Source organism: Paradesulfitobacterium aromaticivorans (genome assembly GCF_054657415.1).
In genome coordinates, this window is sequence record NZ_BAAHYT010000010.1 from 711,727 (window position 1) to 730,856 (window position 19,130).

General features: G+C 49.8%; 22 protein-coding genes. 6 read left to right on the top strand and 16 right to left on the bottom strand.

What is annotated here, in order from left to right; translation table 11 throughout:
- Window positions 1-43: 43 nt before the first annotated feature.
- From ispF to ACYQ2N_RS09045, 4 genes are all read right to left on the bottom strand, one after another.
- Window positions 44-520, bottom strand: coding sequence for a 2-C-methyl-D-erythritol 2,4-cyclodiphosphate synthase (ispF, locus tag ACYQ2N_RS09030; RefSeq protein WP_460000497.1), 477 nt, complete (start codon window positions 518-520; stop codon window positions 44-46).
- Window positions 513-1,223 (bottom strand): 2-C-methyl-D-erythritol 4-phosphate cytidylyltransferase, encoded by a 711-nt coding sequence (gene ispD / locus ACYQ2N_RS09035; RefSeq protein WP_459998924.1) that lies wholly within the window; start codon window positions 1,221-1,223, stop codon window positions 513-515. Before ispD ends, ispF begins: the two co-directional genes overlap by 8 nt.
- Window positions 1,210-2,379, bottom strand: a complete 1,170-nt coding sequence (locus ACYQ2N_RS09040) for a PIN/TRAM domain-containing protein (RefSeq protein WP_459998925.1) — start codon at window positions 2,377-2,379, stop codon at window positions 1,210-1,212. Before ACYQ2N_RS09040 ends, ispD begins: the two co-directional genes overlap by 14 nt.
- Window positions 2,380-2,516: 137 nt before the next feature.
- Window positions 2,517-2,993, bottom strand: coding sequence for a CarD family transcriptional regulator (locus ACYQ2N_RS09045; protein ID WP_459998926.1), 477 nt, complete (start codon window positions 2,991-2,993; stop codon window positions 2,517-2,519).
- Window positions 2,994-3,212: 219 nt separating this feature from the next.
- On the opposite strand from ACYQ2N_RS09045, the gene ACYQ2N_RS09050 reads away from it, so the two are divergent.
- On the top strand, window positions 3,213-3,605 hold the full coding sequence (locus ACYQ2N_RS09050; RefSeq protein WP_459998927.1) for a nucleoside triphosphate pyrophosphohydrolase family protein: 393 nt from the start codon (window positions 3,213-3,215) through the stop codon (window positions 3,603-3,605).
- A 46-nt stretch (window positions 3,606-3,651) separates the two neighbouring features.
- Here ACYQ2N_RS09050 and radA read toward each other — a convergent pair whose 3' ends face one another.
- The 5 genes from radA to ACYQ2N_RS09075 all read right to left on the bottom strand — a co-directional run bounded on the left by radA (window position 3,652) and on the right by ACYQ2N_RS09075 (window position 9,604).
- A complete protein-coding gene (radA, locus tag ACYQ2N_RS09055; protein WP_459998928.1) occupies window positions 3,652-5,016 on the bottom strand; it encodes a DNA repair protein RadA in 1,365 nt (454 codons plus the stop codon).
- A gap of 73 nt (window positions 5,017-5,089) precedes the next feature.
- Complete coding sequence (locus tag ACYQ2N_RS09060; protein ID WP_459998929.1) at window positions 5,090-7,543, bottom strand: ATP-dependent Clp protease ATP-binding subunit; 2,454 nt, start codon at window positions 7,541-7,543, stop codon at window positions 5,090-5,092.
- Between the two features lie 16 nt (window positions 7,544-7,559).
- Window positions 7,560-8,603: a protein arginine kinase gene (locus ACYQ2N_RS09065; RefSeq protein WP_459998930.1), complete on the bottom strand. Its 1,044-nt coding sequence runs from the start codon at window positions 8,601-8,603 to the stop codon at window positions 7,560-7,562.
- A 6-nt stretch (window positions 8,604-8,609) separates the two neighbouring features.
- On the bottom strand, window positions 8,610-9,119 hold the full coding sequence (locus ACYQ2N_RS09070) for a UvrB/UvrC motif-containing protein (RefSeq protein WP_459998931.1): 510 nt from the start codon (window positions 9,117-9,119) through the stop codon (window positions 8,610-8,612).
- Between the two features lie 14 nt (window positions 9,120-9,133).
- Complete coding sequence (locus ACYQ2N_RS09075) at window positions 9,134-9,604, bottom strand: CtsR family transcriptional regulator (protein WP_459998932.1); 471 nt, start codon at window positions 9,602-9,604, stop codon at window positions 9,134-9,136.
- Window positions 9,605-10,043: 439 nt separating this feature from the next.
- Between ACYQ2N_RS09075 and ACYQ2N_RS09080 the strand changes: the two genes are divergently transcribed.
- Both ACYQ2N_RS09080 and ACYQ2N_RS09085 read left to right on the top strand, forming a co-directional pair.
- Window positions 10,044-11,030: an ATP-binding cassette domain-containing protein gene (locus ACYQ2N_RS09080; RefSeq protein WP_459998933.1), complete on the top strand. Its 987-nt coding sequence runs from the start codon at window positions 10,044-10,046 to the stop codon at window positions 11,028-11,030.
- Window positions 11,031-11,771 (top strand): ABC transporter permease, encoded by a 741-nt coding sequence (locus tag ACYQ2N_RS09085; RefSeq protein WP_459998934.1) that lies wholly within the window; start codon window positions 11,031-11,033, stop codon window positions 11,769-11,771.
- A 43-nt stretch (window positions 11,772-11,814) separates the two neighbouring features.
- Here the strand turns inward: ACYQ2N_RS09085 and ACYQ2N_RS09090 are convergent, their stop codons facing one another.
- The 3 genes from ACYQ2N_RS09090 to ACYQ2N_RS09100 form a co-directional block, all read right to left on the bottom strand.
- Complete coding sequence (locus tag ACYQ2N_RS09090; protein ID WP_459998935.1) at window positions 11,815-12,126, bottom strand: hypothetical protein; 312 nt, start codon at window positions 12,124-12,126, stop codon at window positions 11,815-11,817.
- A 67-nt stretch (window positions 12,127-12,193) separates the two neighbouring features.
- Window positions 12,194-12,622 carry a universal stress protein gene (locus ACYQ2N_RS09095; RefSeq protein WP_459998936.1) on the bottom strand — a complete coding sequence of 143 codons (429 nt, stop codon included), beginning with the start codon at window positions 12,620-12,622 and terminating at the stop codon, window positions 12,194-12,196.
- Between the two features lie 109 nt (window positions 12,623-12,731).
- The gene (locus tag ACYQ2N_RS09100; RefSeq protein WP_459998937.1) at window positions 12,732-13,007 is read right to left on the bottom strand and encodes a M24 family metallopeptidase; all 276 of its coding nucleotides are present in this window, start codon (window positions 13,005-13,007) and stop codon (window positions 12,732-12,734) included.
- A 30-nt stretch (window positions 13,008-13,037) separates the two neighbouring features.
- Between ACYQ2N_RS09100 and ACYQ2N_RS09105 the strand changes: the two genes are divergently transcribed.
- Both ACYQ2N_RS09105 and ACYQ2N_RS09110 read left to right on the top strand, forming a co-directional pair.
- Window positions 13,038-14,246 (top strand): MFS transporter, encoded by a 1,209-nt coding sequence (locus tag ACYQ2N_RS09105; protein ID WP_459998938.1) that lies wholly within the window; start codon window positions 13,038-13,040, stop codon window positions 14,244-14,246.
- Between the two features lie 31 nt (window positions 14,247-14,277).
- Entirely contained in the window at window positions 14,278-14,850 is a 573-nt protein-coding gene (locus tag ACYQ2N_RS09110) for an NUDIX hydrolase (RefSeq protein WP_459998939.1), read from the top strand.
- Window positions 14,851-15,178: 328 nt separating this feature from the next.
- On the opposite strand, the gene ACYQ2N_RS09115 is transcribed toward ACYQ2N_RS09110, so the two are convergent.
- A complete protein-coding gene (locus ACYQ2N_RS09115) occupies window positions 15,179-15,913 on the bottom strand; it encodes a M48 family metallopeptidase (protein WP_459998940.1) in 735 nt (244 codons plus the stop codon).
- A 99-nt stretch (window positions 15,914-16,012) separates the two neighbouring features.
- Window positions 16,013-16,483, bottom strand: a complete 471-nt coding sequence (locus tag ACYQ2N_RS09120) for an HAD family hydrolase (RefSeq protein WP_459998941.1) — start codon at window positions 16,481-16,483, stop codon at window positions 16,013-16,015.
- A gap of 140 nt (window positions 16,484-16,623) precedes the next feature.
- Between ACYQ2N_RS09120 and ACYQ2N_RS09125 the strand changes: the two genes are divergently transcribed.
- Window positions 16,624-16,746 carry a hypothetical protein gene (locus ACYQ2N_RS09125; RefSeq protein ID WP_459998942.1) on the top strand — a complete coding sequence of 41 codons (123 nt, stop codon included), beginning with the start codon at window positions 16,624-16,626 and terminating at the stop codon, window positions 16,744-16,746.
- Here ACYQ2N_RS09125 and ACYQ2N_RS09130 read toward each other — a convergent pair.
- Entirely contained in the window at window positions 16,743-17,138 is a 396-nt protein-coding gene (locus tag ACYQ2N_RS09130) for a methylglyoxal synthase (RefSeq protein WP_459998943.1), read from the bottom strand. The genes ACYQ2N_RS09125 and ACYQ2N_RS09130 overlap by 4 nt on opposite strands.
- 110 nt (window positions 17,139-17,248) lie before the next feature.
- Entirely contained in the window at window positions 17,249-18,931 is a 1,683-nt protein-coding gene (locus tag ACYQ2N_RS09135; RefSeq protein ID WP_460000498.1) for a glutamine--tRNA ligase/YqeY domain fusion protein, read from the bottom strand.
- Window positions 18,932-19,130: the final 199 nt, after the last annotated feature.

Genomic DNA, 19,130 nt, shown 5'->3' on the forward strand with positions numbered 1-19,130 from the left:
AAAATTCGACAGACCTCGCTAAATTCTACACGATGCCATTATACTAGGATTTAAGAAGCAGAATAAGCGCCTGGGCGCTGATGCCTTCTTCTCTGCCTTCAAACCCTAAGCGCTCAGTGGTCGTGGCTTTGACTGAGACTTGAGCTTCATCAATATCCAAGGCCCGGGCCAAATTCGTGCGCATTTCAGGTATATAGGGTGCCAGCTTTGGCTTCTGGGCCACAATGATACTGTCCAGATTTCCTACTGTGTACCCTTCTGTGCTAAGGAGTTCCTGCACATGTTTTAAGAGCAGTACACTGGAAATTCCCCGGTAGCGTTCATCAGTGTCCGGAAAATGCTTCCCGATATCTCCCAAGGCCAGGGCTCCCAGCATGGCATCCATAAGGGCGTGAATTAGAACATCTGCATCAGAGTGTCCCAGCAACCCGCGCTCGTAAGGGATGTTTACCCCGCCTAAAATCAAGGCTCGCCCTGGGGCGAAAGCATGAACATCATACCCTAGTCCTACTCTAAAAATTAATATCACCGTCCCTGCCAGCGAGAATCTGTTCTGCCAGGAGCAAATCTTCCGGAGTAGTAAGCTTAATATTCTCCGGCGACCCTTCCAAGACTTTCACCGGATGTCCCAGCCATTCTACGAGAGACGCATCGTCCGTACCGGCAAAACCCTCTAAGGCAGCGCGGCGGTGAGCTTCTCTTAAAATCAAAAGATCAAAGACCTGCGGAGTCTGAACGGCGCGCAGTTCCTCGCGCGCGGGGGTTTCCACCACCCACCCGTTCGCATCGATCCTTGTTATCGTATCCTTCGGCTCAACCGCCATCAGGGCAGCCACAGTCCCTTCCGCTGCTCCTAGGAAACGGTGCAACAACGCCAGAGGCAAAAGAGGACGCGCCCCATCGTGGACCACCACTCTCTTAGCATCCGAATGGAGAGCATTAAGTCCGGATGTTACAGACTCCTGACGTGTTGCCCCGCCAGGAGCTATGTCTTGAACTTTGCTAAGTTTATATTCTGCAACCAGCTCGCGAATCATGGGAATTTCTTCTCTAGCTCCCACAATAACAATCTCCCGAACGAATTCGGAAGATTGAAAAATACGCGCAGTATGCACAAGAACCGGTACCCCTTTAAGCATAAGAAACTGTTTATTTAAGGAAGTCCCCATCCTTGTGCCGCTCCCCGCAGCAGGAATGATGACCCCCACCTCATCCAATCGCATTCACCTCATCATTCGCCAGGGTCATCGACTTTTTTTCAACCATCCCCTTGGGCTTGGCAAAAATCATCCTGCCCGCTGCCGTTTGGAGGACACTGGTTACAAGCACAGTTATATGCTGTCCCATATAACGGCGGCCGGTGTCGACCACAATCATCGTACCATCATCAAGATAAGCAACCCCTTGACCCGGCTCTTTGCCTTCCTTCATGACCTGCACCAGCATTTCCTCGCCAGGCAAAACCACTGGCTTAACCGCGTTCGCTAACTCATTGATATTGAGAACTTTTACTCCCTGCAGTTCAGCCACTTTGTTAAGGTTATAATCATTGGTGAGAACCGGGGATCCCAGAACTTGCCCCAACCGAACCAATTTACTGTCAACTTCCATAATGTCATCAAAATCCTGTTCATGAATATGGACTTTGACCGCCGTTTCCTTGGAGATTTGATTCAAGATATCCAGACCGCGTCGCCCGCGGTTGCGTTTGAGTAAATCAGAGGAATCGGCAATGTGGCGCAGTTCTTCCAGCACAAAACCGGGGATAAGCAGAGTTCCTTCCACAAAACCGGTCTGCACAATATCTGCTATACGCCCATCAATAATGACACTGGTGTCGAGGATTTTATAATTGGGAGAACTCTCAGGCACCTTGGCTGTTCTGGCTTCTTTGTTCTTTTCCCCTTTTTCTCCTTTGTCACCCCTGTCCCGGAATTTAGGGAAAACATTAAAAAAGCTTAAAACCTCTTCTTTGCGTTTGGCACCGAGACTCAGTCCCAGGTATCCTAAGAATAAGCTTAAGAGTATAGACAAAAGTGGCCCCAGAAAAGGAATGCTGATGAAAGAACTGCTAAACAAACTAGCTATAATAAGTCCGATAATGGCCCCCACGGCCCCGCCCATAAGCTCGTGCGTTGGTATTCTCTGCATCCTGCTGTCAACCCAACTGATCAGCACTAAAAAGCCCCGAATGCTGGCCGGAGCGATGAGAAAACCGATAACAGCAAAGAGCACGACCATAGCGACATAAGTCCAGGCAGGATTAAAGCCCCAGCCTAAGGACTGTAGCAGATTGAGCCTGAGCAACACATAGTCTAAATAAAAACCAAGCCCCCCCAATAACAGGGTGATGATAGCGCGGATTAAATTGCGAATCATCGTTTCACCTCCTTACCTTAGTTTGGCAAAAAGCCTCTCCTATTATACCGTGAATTACCAATAATTTTCAAGGCAGGCGTGCTGCGCCGGTGCACTCAAGCAAGTATCCTTAATAGGCGTGCTCGAAGCAAGCCAATTTAGGCCAGTATTTTGTTAAGCCATGTCCGAACCTGTTCTTCCTCACTCTCCTGGGCTAAAACCAGTTCGCTGATTAAGATTTGGCAGGCGTTTTCATACATCTTCTTTTCCCCGGTGGAGAGCCCCTTTTCTTTATCGCGCAGAGCCAAACTCCGGACAACCTCTGCCACTTCTAAAATGTTCCCGCTTTTAATTTTTTCCAAATTGGCGCGATAACGTCGATTCCAAGCGAGAGGCGGCGCAGTCGGCTTAGTACTCAAGACGGAAAGAACCTGCTGAACCTCGGACCGGGAGATAACTTCTCTTAGACCCAAATTACCTACACTGCCAAGAGGTACAAACACTTTCATATTGCCTACGGGCAAGCGCATGACATAATACTTCCTCGTCTCTCCCAGAACTTCTCTTTCCTCAATGGCTTCAATTACTCCAGCCCCATGCATGGGATAAACAACCTTGTCCCCGACACTAAACACTGAGCCCACCCCCTTTCCCTTATTATAACAGGGATTCGGGAAGCGGTCAAAAATTTGTAAATTATATCATATTAAAATAAGGCCTGTCAATGTGTGAATTTCCTTTTTTTCTCTTCGTAATTTTGGCTCCTTTTCCTTTTCAGTTCTGTTGAAAATTGACAACTACGTTCAATGCCCGCTATAATAATAGCAGGCAGAAAGGAGTGAGGATACCGCATTATGGAACAACTCACTAACCAATTTCAAAGTACAGTCAAAGAATTGCTTATCCGTCACCAAAGCATTTTAGATATTTTGACTAAAGGACAAGAGGCTTCAGCACGCGTCAACCGCGCCGTTGTCAAATCAGTCACCAACTGTGGCTGTTTAGCAATTGAAGCTCAAAGACAGCCCATTCCGGAAGATGCGACTTTGCTTGATCTGAAGCAGCTTTTGAACAGCAACCTCAAGGGTAAACTGTGCGACAGCTGCCATGATATTATTGAAGCAGAAATAGGCAAACAGCTTTTCTATATCGCTGCTCTGGCCAACACCTTGGACATCTCTCTGAGCGAGGTCATCGTGAAAGAACAGAAAAAGCTCTCAACCTTAACCATCTTCAACATGACTTAAAAACTATAATCAAAAGATCGAATAAGCGGATTTGAAAGCTCCTTAATTAAGGAGCTTTTTTAGTTCCAACTAGCCCTAACTCAATGGCTTCCTCAACACTCTGCACCGCATAAATCATATTTTCGGCACCCTGGATTTGAGCAATATTGGCCTTAGGAATGATACAGCCCTCAAAGCCAAATTTTAAGGCCTCGCGTACCCTCACTTCCGGCTGGGATACTCCCCGCACCTCACCGGTAAGGCCAACTTCTCCGATAAAAGCCAATGGCCTCAGAGGGATCTCCTTTAAGCTCGAGGTAACCGCCGCAATTAAAGCAAGGTCAGCTGCCGGTTCCTCTACCCTTATCCCTCCGGCAATATTAACATAAACATCCTGAGTGCCCAAGTTGAGGCCAATCTTTTTGTCCAGGACAGCCAGCAACATTAAAAGCCTGTTGTAATCTATGCCGGTAGCAGTGCGCCGGGGCATACCGTACCCTGTAGGTGCCACTAAAGCTTGGATCTCCAGCAAGAGCGGCCTGCTTCCTTCCACTACTACCGCTGCTGCCGAGCCCGGGGAGCCGAGCGAGCTTTCTCCCATGAACACCTGCGAAGGATTGGGTACTTCAACAAGTCCGCTGCCGCGCATTTCAAATACTCCGATTTCATTTGTGGAACCGAAGCGGTTCTTGACTGCCCTGAGCAAGCGAAAAACGTGGTGTCTGTCCCCTTCGAAATAGAGCACTGTATCCACAATATGTTCAAGTACCCGCGGCCCGGCAATCGTTCCTTCCTTCGTGACATGTCCGACCAGGAAAATTGGGATGTCTTCTTCTTTAGCCAGCCGCATTAAATAGGCAGCCCCTTCCCTGACCTGGCTCACGCTGCCTGCAGCAGCCGGAATCTCCTCCAGAACCATCGTCTGAATAGAGTCTACTATCACTATGCCCGGCGGGTTGTCCATTATGGCCTGCCGCACTGCTTCCAGACGGGTTTCCGCCAGCACGTGCAAACGGGCGCTTCTGATTCCGAGACGTTCAGAGCGCAGTTTGATTTGTTTGGCCGATTCTTCTCCCGAGACATAAAGCACATCCATTCCCGCTGCCATTGCTCCCGCCATCTGCAGGAGCAATGTGGACTTGCCGATTCCGGGTTCCCCCCCGAGCAAGACAAAAGACCCGCTCACAACTCCCCCGCCCAGTACCCGGTTAAGCTCACCGCTGCCGCTGTCAATCCTTTCCTCTTCGCTCACGCGAATATCAGGCAAAGGGGTTGCCTTGACCGCAACCCCTTTGCTTTGGTGCGTAAAAGCACGCTCCACCACTTCTTCGACCATACTGTTCCAACTGCCACAGCCTGGGCAGCGCCCAAACCAACTGGCGCTCTCGTGCCCGCACTCCTGGCAGAAAAACTTCACTTTAGCCTTCGCCAAGATATATACCTCTCTCCCTAGTGTTTCGGCAACGCTCACACCGAAAGTACCTGATGCCGCAAACACTTTATCCCTAGCTTAGCTTACTAAACTCCATCTTATCCTCGACAGCTACAACCTGAATTTTGTCCCCAACCTTGAATTTACCTTCGAGGATTTTCTCAGAGAGTTCATCTTCGATCAGACGCTGAATGGCCCGGCGCAGCGGGCGTGCGCCGAAGGTCGGGTCATTCCCTTCTTTGGCAATTAATTCCAACGCACTCTTTGCGACTTCAAGTTCAAACCCCTGTTCTTTGAGGCGTTTATTAACATCTTTCATTAAAATTTCGCTCACTGTGAGCAGAGCTTCTGTCTCCAGGGAATGGAACACAACCAGTTCATCCACTCGGTTGAGAAACTCAGGCCGGAAAGTGCGTTTGAGTTCATCCATAATGTTGGAACGCATCTTCTTATATTCCGCGTCTTCATCACGTTTAGACGCAAACCCGAGCGCTTCCTTCCTAAGAAAAGAAGCCCCCACGTTTGAAGTCATGATAATCACGGCATTGCGAAAATCAACGGTCCGCCCTTTCGTATCAGTCAAGCGCCCGTCTTCAAGCACTTGGAGCAGAATATTGAATACTTCCGGATGCGCTTTTTCGATCTCATCAAGCAGGATTACACTGTAGGGCTTGCGTCTAATCGCTTCAGTAATCTGTCCGCCTTCATCATGCCCGATATAACCGGGAGGCGCTCCTACAAGGCGGGAGACCGCATGCTTCTCCATATATTCGGACATATCGATTCTGATGAGGGCATCTTCATCCCCAAAGAGTGCCTCAGCCAACGCTCGCGCCAACTCAGTTTTCCCGACTCCGGTCGGGCCTAAGAAAATGAAGGAGCCTACCGGTCGTTTTGGATCCTTAAGCCCAGCCCTGGCCCGGCGCACTGCCCTGGCAACCGCCTTCACAGCGTCTTCCTGCCCGACCACGCGCTCATGCAGGATATCTTCCAGGTGCAGGAGCCGTTCACTCTCTTCCTGGGCCAGTTTCTTCACCGGAATTCCGGTCCAGCTGGCCACGATCTGGGCGATGTCATCCGGAGTGACTACAGAACTCTCTTTGTCGCGTTTATTTTGCCAGGCTTCCCGCTGCTCCTGCAATTCCTGGCGCAGCTTGTGCTCTTGGTCGCGGATCTGGGCCGCTTTTTCGAACTCCTGACCGGAGACGGCAGCTTCTTTTTCTTTCTTAAGCCGCTCGATTTCTTCTTCTAGTGACTTCAAATCCGGTGGTGCGGTATAACTCACGATGTGCACTCGGGATGCCGCTTCATCGACAAGATCAATCGCTTTGTCCGGCAAAAAGCGGTCCGAAATGTAGCGGTCGGAGAGACGCACAGCAGCTTCAAGCGCTTCGTCTGTGATCTTGGTGCGGTGGTGAGCTTCATAGCGATCCCTTAACCCCTGCAAAATGTTGATTGCTTCCTCGACAGTCGGCTCCCCCACCTGAATTGGCTGGAAGCGACGCTCCAACGCCGGGTCCTTTTCAATATATTTGCGGTATTCATCAAGGGTAGTGGCCCCGATGCACTGCATTTCTCCCCGCGCCAGAGCGGGCTTTAAGATATTAGCTGCGTCAATCGCACCTTCCGCCGCACCTGCGCCGATGAGCGTGTGAAGCTCGTCAATGAACACGATAACATTCCCCGCTGTACGGATCTCCTCCAATACTTTCTTGAGCCTTTCTTCGAACTCCCCACGGTATTTGCTTCCTGCCACCATCGCCGAGAGATCAAGTGTGACCACCCTTTTGTTGGTCAGGATCTCCGGCACTTTGTTATTAACAATGCGCTGGGCCAGCCCTTCGGCTATGGCAGTTTTACCGACTCCAGGCTCCCCGATCAATACCGGGTTATTCTTGGTACGCCGGCTGAGTACCTGGATCACGCGCTCAATCTCGTTCTCCCTGCCGACTACTGGGTCAAGCCGCCCCTCTTTGGCTTGCACGGTGAGGTCGCGTCCAAACTCATTAAGAGCAGGAGTGTTTCCGGGCAGTGCATTTTTGGTAGTAGAAGCTGCGCTTTGCTGGCTTACGGAGGGCATATTGGTTTCTTCAGGCTCTCCGCCTAAAAGGCGTACAACCTGCTTCCAAACCTTTTCCGGGCTAACCCCTAGATTAGCCAAGACTCGTCCTGCAATTCCTTCCCCTTCCATAATAAGTCCGAGCAGCAAATGCTCCGTGCCGATATAATTGACCCCGTGCCTGGTCGCTTCTTCATTGGCAAGTTCCAGGACTTTTTTTACGCGCGGGGTAAATCCAATCTCTCCGCTGAATGGCTTACCTACACCTACGATCTGCTCAACTTGCGCCTTGATTTTCTCAAGATCAAGGCCAATAGCAATTAAGGCTTTGGCCGCGACTCCTTCCCCTTCCTGGATTAAACCGAGCAGGAGGTGTTCAGTGCCTACTACCTGGTGCCCCATTTTCTTAGCTTCATCCTGGGCTAACACTAAAACTTTCTGAGCTTTTTCCGTAAACCGGCGGTTCATCTATATCACCCTTTCCTCAATTGTAAGCTTGACGGATGAGACGGGCGCGCTGCTCATCTCGCTGACCCGCATCCAGTTCGTGGTTAAGAATATATTGCAAGCACCCCGGGTGGGTGTCCACCAAGAGGGTTGTAAAAGTTTCCTTCCCTTTGGGCAAAATACCCATGTCCGTACCTAGGCGGTCTAAAGACAATAAGTTAATGACATCTTCCGATGTCAGCAAGCGGGCGTTCTGCAAAGTGCCGCGGGCCCGCCACACTTTATCTTCTAAAAACAGACGCACCTGCTGGCGCAAGTTTTCCCGCGCCTGCAGCTCATGTTCCACTATTTGCCCTGTAACTGCTTCCAGGTGGGTCACTATATCTTCTTCACTCTTACCTAAAGTTATTTGGTTTGATATCTGGAAGATGTGCCCATAAGCCTGAGATCCCTCGCCATACAGCCCTCGTACAGCCAACCCAAGATGAGCCAAAGCTCCCAGGACCGGCTGCACTTGGTTTGTCATCGCTAAGGCCGGCAAATGCACCATGACTGAAGCCCTTAAGCCCGTACCCACATTGGTAGGGCAAGCGGTAAGGTACCCTTCCGCTTCCCGGTACGCGAAATCCAGGCTATCCTCAAGGGCATCATCAAGGGCATCGGCCAAGCGATAAGTTTCCGTGAGTTGAAGGCCCGGCATTAACACTTGCAAGCGCAAATGGTCTTCCTCATTAACCATCACCGCCAGACGGTGGTCGCCGGCAAGGGCCAAGCCCCGCGCGCCGCGCATATTAACTAAGGCCGGGCTCGCCAGATGTTTTTCAATCAATACTTGCTGCTCCACCGTTGTCAGGTCGCTTAAGGACAAGTAATTCAGTTTTTCCCCTTCCACTTCAAAGCTGGTCAAAGCCTTGCCCATTAACTCTTCGGCTTCTTTAGCGTCTTCCATGGACAGGGCATGGGGGAAAGGGAAGTTTTCCAAATTACGTGCGAACCTGATGCGGCTGGATAGTACGACTTCCGAGTCCCCGCTCTCCCGCATCCAGGCCCCATGCCTAAGTAAAATATCCTTGCGCTGCATTAATGCTCACCCCCCTGTTTTCTGTTCCAGCTCACGGATGCGGTCCCGCACTTCCACTGCTTCTTCAAATCTTTCCTGTTGAATAAGAGTCTGGAGCTTATCTTTTAATTTCTGAAGTTCTAGCTTTTCCCGTACGGTCGAACCCCGACGCTTTGGCACTTTGCCGACATGCTGGCCTCCCCCGTGAACCTTGCGCAACAGAGGCTGAAGCTCAGTGCCGAATTTTTCATAGCAGGTGTTACACCCAAGTTTGCCCGCCCGGGTGATTTGCGAAAAAGTCATCCCACAGCGGGGGCAGGCCTCTTCCTGCTGGATTCCAGGGGCAGCCGAAGCCGTGCTGAACCCAAAAAGGGCCTGGAGAAAATCCGGGACGCTTACCCCCGAATGAAAGACAAAGTTCACTTCCTGAGTTTTCTTGGCACACTGCTCGCATAGGTGGAGCTCATGTGTCTGCCCGTTAACAGTTTTGGACAGATGCACATTCGCTTCCCGCTGCTTGCAATTCTCACATAGCATAGCTCCATCCCTCCTTATTCCAGATCTTCGCGTGCCAGTGTAGTGAGAATGCGTTTCATAAGACGTGCTCTAATTACATCCGGATTGGCAACTTCTTTGTCTAAGCTTTCCCGAGAGAAAACGGTTTTCAGAACTGCTGCTTCCCGCCCGCTAAGCAGTCCTTCTTCCTGCAGTCTTTCAATTAAACCAAAAGCACGCTCCGGTGTAAGCTGATCACCCACGAGTTGGCGCATTACCTGCTCGAACTGGCCATCGGTACTCAGAACCAAGCGCACAATCCGAAGATGCCCCCCGCCGCCGCGGCGGCTTTCTACCAGATAACCTCGCTCCACCGTAAAGCGCGTGTCGAGGACATAGTTAATCTGAGACGGAGCGCAGGAAAAAACATCCGCCAGTACAGAGCGCTGGAGTATGATATACCCTTCATCTGTCTGCTCCAAAATCCGTTTGAGATATTCTTCGATCCGGTCAGCAAGATTACCCATGGCACGCACTCCCTGATGTTCATTGACTTTATGACCTTCTTTGACCTTCTATCTTTATCATATCCATTTTACGGAGTTTTGCAAACATTATTTTTGTGTAAAGGAAAAAAAGTCCGAGCTGCAGAATATACTAAATGTCTAGCGTCTAACATTTAAGGGCTTACAGAGGTTGTCGGCTGCACAGCCGAAACAGTTCACCTACTGTTTCGCACCACGCGCCGGAACTGTTTACTTGCCGCTTCACCTACCGCGCCCAACCTTAGGGTAATACCTGAAGTTAACCACTGACGCGGCTTAACGCTTCAGCGGCTGCGCTCACGACGCTCCTTTGCTCGGACGGTTCGCTTAGCTTGTGAAGCCTTCCAACCTTTCTAATCCTGTTTTTTTACGTCTCGCCGTGTGCTAGAATCTTATAATAAAAGTTAGGAGATATCCCCCCATGAGTAATACCCAGCCTGTACTACAAACGTTCCAGCTCTCAAAGCGCTTTGGGGAGCTGGAAGCTGTGCAAAATGTAAACTTGCGCCTAAGCCCGGGAGAAATCGTAGGACTCCTAGGCCCCAACGGGGCTGGAAAATCCACTACCATCAAAATGCTGTCAACCCTTCTGCGGCCGTCTGCCGGCAGTGCAGTTCTGGTAGGGTATGATCTAATAAAAGATCCCTTTAAGATCAGGCAGCATATTGGGATTATTTTTCAAGACTCCACCCTGGATAATAGGCTTACCGGCAGGGAGAATTTAGAGTTTCACTGCATGATTTATAAAGTCCCGAAACAGGAACGCCCCGCCAGGATCCAACAAATGCTTGAGATGGTAGATTTAACCGAGGCAGCCAACCGTTATGTCAAGACCTATTCCGGCGGCATGAAGCGGCGGCTTGAGATCGCCCGCGGCTTGCTGCACCGGCCCGCGATACTTTTCTTGGATGAACCCACAGTGGGACTTGATCCCCAGACAAGAGCCACTATCTGGGAGTATGTGCGGCGTTTAGTTAAGGAATATGGCATGGGGGTGCTGATGACGACCCATTACATGGAAGAAGCGGAAAACTGCCGTTACATCGCCATTATGGATCACGGCCGCCTGATTGCTGAAGGCTCTCCGGAACATTTGAAGTCCATGATGGAAGGGGACCGGATTCAGCTGGCAACAGCTGACAACAGTTTGGCTGCATCCTGGCTTGAGCAGAACCGCAGCTTAAAAGTTACAGTCAAACAAGACGGGATCGAATTCGTACTCCCTCACGGTGACACGCAACTCGCCCGTCTCTTAACTGAACTGCCTACGGAGGTGCACCGCTTGACCGTACAGCAGCCGACCTTGGAAGACGTCTTTATTAAGTTGACCGGCCGCCAAATGCGGGACAGCGAATCCGGTCTCATCGACCGCCTGCGCTTCTCAGCGCAACGAAAGGGGAGACTCTAGGTGCACTGGGAAGGAATTTACGCTATTTGGCTGCGGGATCTTAAAGCCATGTTCCGCGAACGCTCCCGCATTTATGGCGCTATCATGCGCCCAATCCTCTGGCTCTTTATCATGGGCAACGGATTACGTCCAGCGATGCAGGGCGTGGGCGTGGAATATACGACCTTTATTTTCCCAGGAGTCGTGGGTATGACTTTGATCTTTTCCTCGATTCAGTCTGCCACCTCAATCATTTGGGACCGTGAGTTCGGCTTTCTGCGCGAGGTGATGGTAGCACCCATGTCCAAAGCGGACATCGTTCTGGGCAAAGCTTTGGGGGGCAGCTCGCAGGCTACGGTACAGGGAACGATTACTCTCCTCTTTGCGCCTTTCGTCGGGATTTGGCCTACTCCTGAGCAGATCGTACGTATTTTTCTGCTGATGATCCTGATTTCTTTTTCCCTCACGTCGCTTGGAATTCTGATAGCTAGCCGCATGTCCAGCTTCGAAGGTTTTGGCGCGATCTCCAACTTTGTGGTTATGCCTATGTATTTTTTAAGCGGGTCAATCTACCCGCTTACGAACCTGCCGCTCTGGCTTAAACTACTCACCGCCATAAATCCTCTTTCTTACGGGGTTGATGCCATGCGCGGGCAAATTATTAATATTTATCATTTTTCGATCTACACAGACTTGGCAGCCATTACAGGCTTCGGCCTTGTCATGTTCAGCCTGGCCATACCTCTGTTTAATAAGCCTTAATGTTAATCATTAGTTAGTGCCACTAAAATACTATTTATTTACGTTAGCGTAATAATAAGTAAAACCACAGGGAAAATGTGAGCAAGCCTGTCCCACTGACCAGGGCGATTACAGGAGTACCTGCAAGGCGAAAGCCTCCGGCTCTCTCCTCCCTATGATCCGGGACAGCTATTTCCTCACGATCTTCTATCCCCGGATTCTCCAACGGAGTACCGCCTTCCGCTGATTGCGTCCTGTCACGCTTATTCTCAAGCCCGCGTTCATGAGCAATACAGGCTGTTTCGTCCCATGTAAGTCTGCCGTCAAGCATTAAGCGGATTTCTTCCTGCGTCAGCCACAGCTCGCTTGTGTTCATGCTTCCATCCTTTCCGTGCTCTTACGTAAAAGTCCCTGCCGCAGCAGGGACTAATCTTATTTAAGGATTATTTGACGATCATTACCGGGATATCAGCCCTTTGCAGCACCCTTTGGCTCACACTGCCCAGGACAGAGCCTACGATAGGCCCATAGCCATGGCTGCCCATCACCACTAGATCAACTTGCTCTTGCTCAATCTGATCGATGGTGACTGTGGCCGGGTGCCCGGCTTCCAGCTTCTGACTCACTTTGAGGCCGCTGAGATCAAAACCAGTCACCGTGGCCTCCAAAGCTGCTTCTCCGTTTTTGTACAAATCTTCCTGGGAAATAGTCAAACCATAGGATATCGTATAACCCCAATAGGCCTGCGGCGTATAACTGACATGAAGCAGAATAACTTCCGCATCAAATGTGCGCGCCATTTCCAACGCAGTGGCAAATGCCCGCCGCGAATACTCGGATGCATCGGTAGGAACAAGAATCTTCTTAAACATATTCCACCGCCCCCTTCGTATTTTTTTCCCTATTATCAGGATATACCGCAAATGCTTATTTGTCTATAACTATTGTGAATTGTGCTGCAAAGTTATAATTATTTTCTGCCTAGATAATCACTATTTCACGCGGCACTGGACACAAATACCGCGCTCCTTCCTGTCCTTCCACGACGACGGTATCTTCCACGCCCACTGCGCCCAGACCCGGAAACACAAGTTTCGGTTCGATCGCTACGACCATCCCCGGCTGTAAAACTTCCTTAGAGCCCTTACTGATTGTGGGTTGCTCATAGGAATTTTTTTGGTCTATCGCTACTACTTTTCCCGCAATTGGCGTATGCTGTGTGTGCAGCCTTTTTTTACAGCGTGCATCCTTGAGCATGCGGCTGAGCGTAGAAGGTGGTAAAGACTGTTGAATATTCAGGCACTTAAGTCCGGGGAAATTCCAAAGCCTATTCTGATTCTAGTCGCAGGCGGATTTATTCAGTCTCTCGGTAACTCCCTGATGTGGCCCTTGAACAGCCTTTTTATGCACAATGTCTTGGGGAGAAGCTTGACTGAAGCCGGATTGATTCTCGCCCTCCAATCAGGAGTCTCGCTCTTGGGCCAGTTTTGGAGCGGAGTTTTGACTGACCGCTTCCTGCCTAAAAGGATTATGCAGGGAGGGATTGCTGCTGCTATCCTGCTTTTGGCGGTGATAGCCCTTTTTCCGGTGTGGTCGGTGTATGCGCCTGCGTTTATTCTTTTCGGATTGGCTCAAGCTTTTATTTTCGTTCCGCTCAATGCTTTGATTCATGCCGCCTGGCCGGAAGGAGGGCGGCGTGGATATAACCTCCTTTACGTTTTTAACAATGCAGGGGTGGCCATTGGAACTGCGATCGGGGGCCTGGTCGCCACGGTTTCTTTCCGCTTCACTTTTATGATTAACGCCTTTTCATTTGTAGTTTATTTTTTCCTGGTATTATGGGGAATTTCCGAGTACCATCCTAGGATTAACGTGCTCCCTGATCAGCGGCATTCCGCGAAATTGAATAAAGAGCCCTCTTTTTCCGTGGTGCTGGCCTTGAGCGCCGGTATCTTCCTGGTCTGGAGCGCTTATATTCAGTGGACAACCGTGCTGCCGGTTGTAATGGGCAACCTCGGCTTCCCTTTGCCTGCTTATAGTATTCTCTGGACCCTTAACGGAGTGTTCATCGTCACGCTCCAACCCTTAACGGGCTGGATCATTAAGGTTTGGGCCTCTGGCTTTGTCAGGCAGTTTTACCTCGCCTGTCTGCTTATCAGTCTTTCTTTTATCATTTTATTAGGGCGTCTTCCCTATTTCTCTTACATCTTGGCCATGCTTATTTTAACCATCGGGGAAATGTTGATCTTGCCCGCTGTTCCGGCCGCCGCTGCCCACCTTGCTCCGCTAGGAAGAGATGGGGTTTACCAGGGAATAGTAGGTGGAGCAGGCTCCGGAGGGAGAATGCTCGGGCCTCTGCTAGGCGGACTCGCCTTTGACCAAGGCGGGGGCTCAGTCGCCTGGTTCCTGGCGCTTGTATTTATGGCTTTAAGCTTTACTGCTTTCGCGCTTTATCACCGGCTAGTGAAGAAACCTATCCTACCTTCACAAACGTAAAAATACAAACTCGAAAGGACTTGATGAAGAGATGTCTATGTTTGCTACTGAATATAAGTATTGCCCCCAGTGCGGGCATTCCTTACAGAACACTGAAGTCGCGGGCCGGGTGCGGGAAAATTGCCCGAGCTGCTCATTTGTGCATTGGGGAGAGTTCTCCTTGGGAGTAGGAGGAGTAGTGTGGAGAGGGGATAAGGTTCTGCTCGTTCAGCGCGCTTACAACCCCGGAAAAGGGGTGTGGACAATCCCCGGAGGGTATGTCGACCAAAACGAGCGCATCGAGGATGCTATCGCCCGTGAAATCCAGGAGGAGACTGGAATTCTTGCTGAACCTGTATCGATTATAGCGCTCAGGGATCGCCCCGGAGATAAGCACGACGCCTATATAGTTTTTCTGATGCGGGATTTAGGCGGAACCTTACAGGCAGAGCCTGCAGAAGTAAGCGACATCGGTTTCTTCACGCTGGAAGAGTACCGCCAGCTTAAGATTGCCGCTCTCAGCCTCAGTGTTATCGAAGCGTCTGACTCTGTTAACCAAGGGCTTTCGCTCAAGACAGGCGTGCAGCTTATCGGGGAACTCGCGACCCTCTATTCTGTTAAGTAGGTACTCAGGAGTCAGAAGTCAGGAGTCAGGAGTCAGAAACGTTAGTCTCCAGTGACAAGAATCTCCGGTGGAGATTCTTGCCGAAGGCGAATCTTCAAAGAAAGCCTGCCGCCTGAGGATGACTAACGCCGTGAGGCCAAGCCGTTAACGAATGCTTATGGCCGAACGGAGCAGAATGAGAGAATCGACGAAAGCATTTGAAGACTTATTGGTATGGCAGAAGGCGCATGTGTTCGTGCTTGCGGTTTATCGGCTTTCATATTCCTGGGAAGCATTCTGAATACTGAATACTGAATTCTGAATGCCTTAGCCGTAAAGAAATCATTGGCTAAAATACGAGTTCCTTTCCATGCTCCCGAAGCCACTTTTTCCAGACCTTATACTCGGGCATTTCTTGAGCCACTACTTTCCAAAAATCAGGAGAATGATTCATATGCTTCAAGTGAGCCAATTCATGAATGATTACATAATCCGTCACTTTTTCCGGAGCCCTGATGATTTGCCAGTTAAGGTTGATATTCCCCTTACCCGAACAGCTCCCCCACTTCGTCTTTTGTTCTTTAATGCGCACTTGCCCGTACCTTACTCCCATTGCAGCAGCATAATGCGCTAATTTAGCCTGGAACACCTTTCTGGCCTCATTTTTGTACCAATAAATCAGAACCTCCCTGATCAGGTGAGAGCGCTTCTCCGAGCTGGAACTTTCCGGCAAGTAAATATCTAAAGAATGCTCACTAAACTCAAGCCCAATATGGGTTTGTTTTTGTATATAGGTCTGATAAGAGACAGTGCCTTCAAGATAAGGAATCGTCCCTTGCATAGGGACTGAGGGCATCTCTGAATGTACTGTCCTGGCTTCTTGTTTCTCTTGGAGGTTTAACCAATGCTCTAAAATCCGCTGCTTATTGGCGTTTACAAATTCTTGTACTTTTTTGCTCGTTGCCCCTCGGGGCACAGACACGCGCACTTTGTCCACAAATACCGTGATGATGATGCGTTTGGCTCGCACGCTTTTCCTTTCCTCGTAAGGAATCACTTCCGTGCCGATCACGAGTTGGTTCACTATAATCTTCCCACCCTAATCTGTTAAAGTTATGCAAACAGTTAAACTCGATACACTAAGGCATAACGGTGTCCTCTTTCAACTTCAAGGGATTTCACTTTACCTTCTTAACGTAGCCACTAACCTGCGGGAGTTGAGGAGTAGACCTAAGGCATTCCGGATATCCTTAACTGCAATATCAGAACTCATGAGAGCCGCCGTGGCTGCTCCTTCAGAACCTATTACTGCTATCCCTAAAGCTGCCCGCTCCAACATCAGGCGATCATTAGCCCCATTACCCACTGCTGCCACCTCATCTTGTCCCAACTGTGCGATAAAATCTGCTTTTTCCTGTGTATGTTCTGCGCTCTCCAATACGTGCACGCGCACAGGCAGGCTGCGGCATTGTGCAGTTACACTGCCATAGGTATCTGAGGTTAACACATATATCTCTAACATCTCAGCCAAACGAACAATCTGCTCTCTTACCCCGTCTAACAAAACTCCGTCCACGGCCAGCGTCCCGTTATAGTCTAATACAAGCGCTTTGATGCTTAAAGACTCTCTGCCGGGAATATTAACCTCGAGCACACAAACAACTCCTTCCTTCATCTCACCAACCAGCGGCAATTCATTGATATTGTGTATCATTCAGAATCACTTTTTTACTTTTATCACATGCAAGATTTTTACCAGACAGGGCATTTTAAAAGCACAAGGAGGGATTTATCATGGCCAACGAATCTAAAAAGAAACCGTTCCCGCATCGCGAAAGCCAGCCGGGCGAGCATGTGCCCGATAAAGACGGCCGTACGGATTATGGCAGGGACGGCGAGACTACCTATAAAGACTAAAGATTAAGAGGATCAGGACTAAGGTTATTATCCTCCAAGGCTTTTAGCGCCAGCTTAGCTGTCCCTATATTCGTAGCGACAGGTATTGTGTGGACATCGCAGATCCTGATTAAAGCATTAATGTCAGGTTCGTGCGGTTGAGCGGTCAAGGGGTCGCGGAAAAACAGCACCAAGTCTACCTCTCCGTTTACAATTTTGCTCCCTATTTGCTGGTCCCCGCCCAAAGGTCCTGATGCAAGGCACGCTACCTTAAGTCCGGTTGCGTCCGTTACCCTGCGCCCGGTAGTACCGGTTGCTAAGAGATTTTGGCCGCGAAAAAACTCTTGATGTTTTCTTACGAACTCGATTAGTTCATCCTTTTTATCGTTATGGGCAATTAGGGCAATATTCATGATACATCTCCTCGCTTTGCATTTATTCAAGCGTAATCCTCATTAACTTCCATTCTCTACGGTGAAAAACCTCCTTGGCACACAAGGAGGTTCGTTGATTATATCCTAAGTTATTGCTTAATTTTGGCCCAAGAGTCCCTTAATGGCACCGTGCGGTTAAAGACCAGATGCTCAGGTGTTGATTCCACACGGTCGAGACAGAAATAACCGTTTCTTAGAAACTGGAAACGGCTGCCCTTTTCAGCTTTAGCCAGACTGGGCTCCATTTTACAGGCAACAAGTCTTACCAAGGAATCAGGGTTTAAGTTTACCTTCCAGTCCTGACCCTCCTCAACTTCATCCGGATTCTCCTTCACAAAGAGGTGGTCATACAAGCGCACTTCTGCCTCTATCGCATGAGCCGCCGACACCCAATGAAGCGTGCCTTTGACTTTGCGCCCGCTGGCCGGCCCCCCGCTCTTGGTATCAGGATCATAAGTGCAGCGAAGTTCGCTTATGTCCCCTGTCTTCTGATCTTTAACCACATCGACACACTTGATTATATAAGCGTGCTTGAGGCGCACTTCCTGACCTGGCGACAGACGGAAAAACTTCTTCGGCGGATCTTCCATAAAGTCATCCTGTTCAATATATATTTCCCGTCCGAATGGAAGCTGGCGTGTGCCCATGTCTGGGTTTTCCGGATTATTCTCTGCCTCCAGCCATTCCACCTGGCCTTCCGGGTAATTCTCGATCACAACCTTGAGCGGGTGCAGTACGGCCATAACGCGTGGAGCTCTGGTGTTAAGGTCATCCCGAATGCAGTGCTCAAGCAGGGCAATGTCCACAAAACTATTGCTCTTGGCTACGCCGATGCGGTCACTGAAGTCCCGGACAGCCTCCGGGGTATAGCCGCGCCTGCGCAGACCAGAAATTGTCGGCATACGCGGATCATCCCAGCCATTAACATATCCCTTTTCAACCAACTCGCGCAGCTTGCGTTTGCTCATTATCATATGACTAAGGTTCAAGCGGGCAAACTCAATCTGCTGCGGCCTCGCTTCTGTTTGTGCCGCTTGAATCACCCATTCGTACAGGGGGCGGTGATCTTCAAATTCCAAGGTGCAAATAGAGTGCGTCACACTCTCAATCGCATCCGAAAGCGGGTGAGCATAGTCATACATAGGATAAATGCACCAGGTATCCCTCGTTCGGTGATGGGATGCTTTAATGATCCGATAAAGCACCGGATCGCGCATATTCAGATTGGGAGAAGACATGTCAATTTTAGCCCGCAGAACCCTGGAGCCTTCCTCAAATTCCCCCGCTCTCATCCGTTCAAACAGATTAAGGTTCTCCGCAACTGAACGGTTGCGGTATGGGCTCTCTTTCCCCGGTTCTGTTAAGGTTCCCCGGTGATCTTTAATCTCCTGTGCGCTCAGATCACAGACAAAGGCTTTACCGTTTGAAATAAGGCTGACAGCATACTGATAGAGTTTTTCGAAATAATCGGAGGCGTAGAATTCCCGGTCATCCCAGTCAAAACCCAGCCAGCGCACATCCTCCCGAATTGAATCTACATATTCCATATCTTCTTTGCTCGGGTTGGTATCATCAAAGCGGAGATTGCACAGCCCTTTAAATTTGGCTGCGATCCCGAAGTTTAGACAGATAGATTTAGCGTGACCGATGTGAAGATAGCCGTTAGGTTCGGGTGGGAAGCGGGTGTGGACCCTTCCTTCATTTTTGCTCTGCTCAAGGTCTTCTATAATTATGTTCTCAATAAAGTTAGCTGGCGTAAATTCAGTAGTAATGGCGGTATCCCCCTCTTTAAGGTTCTAGTTATTATTTTCAAGGTTTAGGCCCGTCTTGTCAATGTTTGCACATTAATTAAAGTATTGCCTGTTTTCAAGAGGCTAACCCTGTGCCACACCAGAGTTCCTCTTAACTGCCGTGGTCATGACTGCCTTAAGCATGTTTCTTTTCCCAGCGCGTAAAGATCCAGGAAAAGGC